The organism is Brachyspira pilosicoli (assembly GCF_019402445.1).
Taxonomy (GTDB): Bacteria; Spirochaetota; Brachyspiria; order Brachyspirales; family Brachyspiraceae; genus Brachyspira; species Brachyspira pilosicoli_B.
Window position 1 is genome coordinate 1 of the sequence record NZ_SRZM01000461.1, and the last position, 2,384, is coordinate 2,384.

General features: G+C 23.7%; 2 protein-coding genes. One reads left to right on the forward strand and one right to left on the reverse strand.

Annotated elements, in window-relative coordinates; translation table 11 throughout:
• Window positions 1–40: 40 nt before the first annotated feature.
• On the reverse strand, window positions 41–1,408 hold the full coding sequence (locus E6A48_RS11885; RefSeq protein ID WP_219710513.1) for a tetratricopeptide repeat protein: 1,368 nt from the start codon (window positions 1,406–1,408) through the stop codon (window positions 41–43).
• Window positions 1,409–1,885: 477 nt separating this feature from the next.
• Here E6A48_RS11885 and E6A48_RS11890 point away from each other — a divergent pair.
• The coding region (locus tag E6A48_RS11890; RefSeq protein ID WP_219710514.1) for an adenine phosphoribosyltransferase at window positions 1,886–2,384 on the forward strand (499 nt) is incomplete at its 3' end.

Here is a 2,384-nt window from a genome sequence, read left to right on the forward strand (position 1 = left end):
ATATATTTGAAAACTTTTAAGTTTATCAATACCTGCAAATTTATTCACTATAATCAATATTATTTTTAGTACAGAACTCTATACCCACACTGTCATTTTCTTTTGCAAGCTTTATTAAATATTTTTCAATTTTCAGTTTTAATTTATCATTAGTTATTTTGTAGGCTTTTTCAAAATAAATTAAAGCTTCATCTTTTAAGTGTTTATATTCTTCTTTTGAAATACTTTCTTTTTGAATATTGGCAAGTATATTTTTAATGTAGCCTATACTATTAAAAGTTTCTGGTATTTCTTTTTCTAATTCTTCAACTTTACAAAAATCTTTTAAGCAGTCATTATATATTTTAATTGCTTTTTTTATATTTCCGTTATATCTTTCAATATTAGCAAGTTTAGTTTTAGCATATCCTCTAGTGTCATATATTTCAGAATTATAATTAACTATTTTAATACCCTTACTACAATACTTTATAGATTCATTTAATAATTCTTTAGCATTTAAAATATTATTATTATTTTTTAATTCAATATTTGCTAATTTAATTTTACAGAATCCTATTTGATTATAAGCATGCATATCACTTTTGTATATTTCTATGCATTTACAAAAATCTTTAATCGCTTCCTCATATTGCTGCAAATTTATTTTAGCATCTGCTCTATTATAATAAGCATATAAATCATTATCATCTAATTCTATAGCTTTATCATAATCCTTAATCGCTTCATCATATTGCAGTAAATTAAATTTAGCATTTCCTCTACAAAAATAAGCTAATGAATCATCATTATTTAATTCTATAGCTTTATCATAATCTTTTATAGCTTCCTCGTACTGCTGTAAATTAAATTTAGCAGTTCCTCTATAAAAATAAACTAATGGATCATTATTATTTAATTCTATAGATTTATCATAATCTTTGATTGCTTCCTCATACTGATACAAATCAGCTTTAGCTTTTCCTTTATAAAAATAAGCTAATGAATCATTATTATTTAATTCTATAGCTTTGTTATAATCTTTTATAGCTTCCTCATACTGATATAAATCTGCTTTAGCATTCCCTCTATTATTATAATATTCTGGATTGCTGCTGGCTAATTCTATGGCTTTATCATAATCTTTAACCGCTTCTTCATATAACTCTAAACTATGTTTTGATAAAGCTCTTTCAGAATAAAGAAGACAATTAGTACTATTTAATTTTATGGCTTTGTTTAAATTTGTTATAGCTTCTTTATATTGTTTTAAATGATTTTTATTTTTACCTATAAAATAATAAATTTCATAATTATCTTCTTGATAAAACAAAATTTTTTCAAGATATTCTATAGATAATTCAAAATTATTATTATCAAATGCTTCTTTAGATTTACCTAATAATTCTTTAATGATATCATCAGCCATATTTTAATATTCCTATATAATTTTAGTTATCATATTATATATTATAATAAAAATTATCAAATACTATCTTTTACCTAGTTATGTGCGTGGTGAGTATGCCACAAATTTAAAAAAATCTTGGGTGGGCAGCTAGAATAACAGATTAAGTTCAAAAAAAATTAAACTATAATACCAGAAAAAATAAAAAGTCTAGAGGGTGGGAAAGTGTAATTAAATTTTAAAACTTAATTTACATTCCCCCCTTTATTATTTATAACTAACTTTTAAATTTCAATATTAACTATCTTTATAACTTATTTAGAAATTATAGCACCCACCCAAGCGTTATTTAAGTTTAGAATTTCTCTAATGCATGTTTAATAAAATTTAAAATATAGTAAAATTATAAATAATTTGTTTTTTTATTTTGCAATTGATTTTTTTATAAAACTTAATATAATTATATGCTGTGAGTTTTAAAACAATTAGGAGTAATTTATGGATTTAAAAAATTACATAAGAAACATACAAGATTATCCTAAAGAGGGTATATTATTTAGAGATATCACAACCTTATTAAAAGATAAAGATGCTTTTAAGTTTGCAATAGACTCTATGGCTAAGCAAGTTGAAGATAAAAAAATAGATTATATAGTAGGAGCTGAGAGCAGAGGATTTTTAATAGGTTCTGCTTTGGCTTATAGATTAAACTGCGGATTTGTTCCTGTTAGAAAAAAGGGTAAATTGCCTTGCAAAACTATATCAGAAGAATATGCATTAGAGTATGGTACAGACTCTTTATATATGCATGAAGATGCTATAAATAAAGGAGCTAATGTGCTTATAGTAGATGATTTAATTGCTACAGGCGGTACTGCTTTGGCTATGATGAAAATGGTTGAAAGACTTGGAGGTAATATAGTAGGCTCTTCTTTTTTAATAGAATTAAAAGAATTAAATGGAAGAAAAGATATAAGCAAATATCCTGTTAATGTTT

Coding starts and splice junctions, on each gene's coding strand:
- E6A48_RS11885 (WP_219710513.1), bottom strand. CDS start 1,408: ATGGCTGATGATATCATTAAAGAATTATTAGGTAAATCTAAAGAAGCA.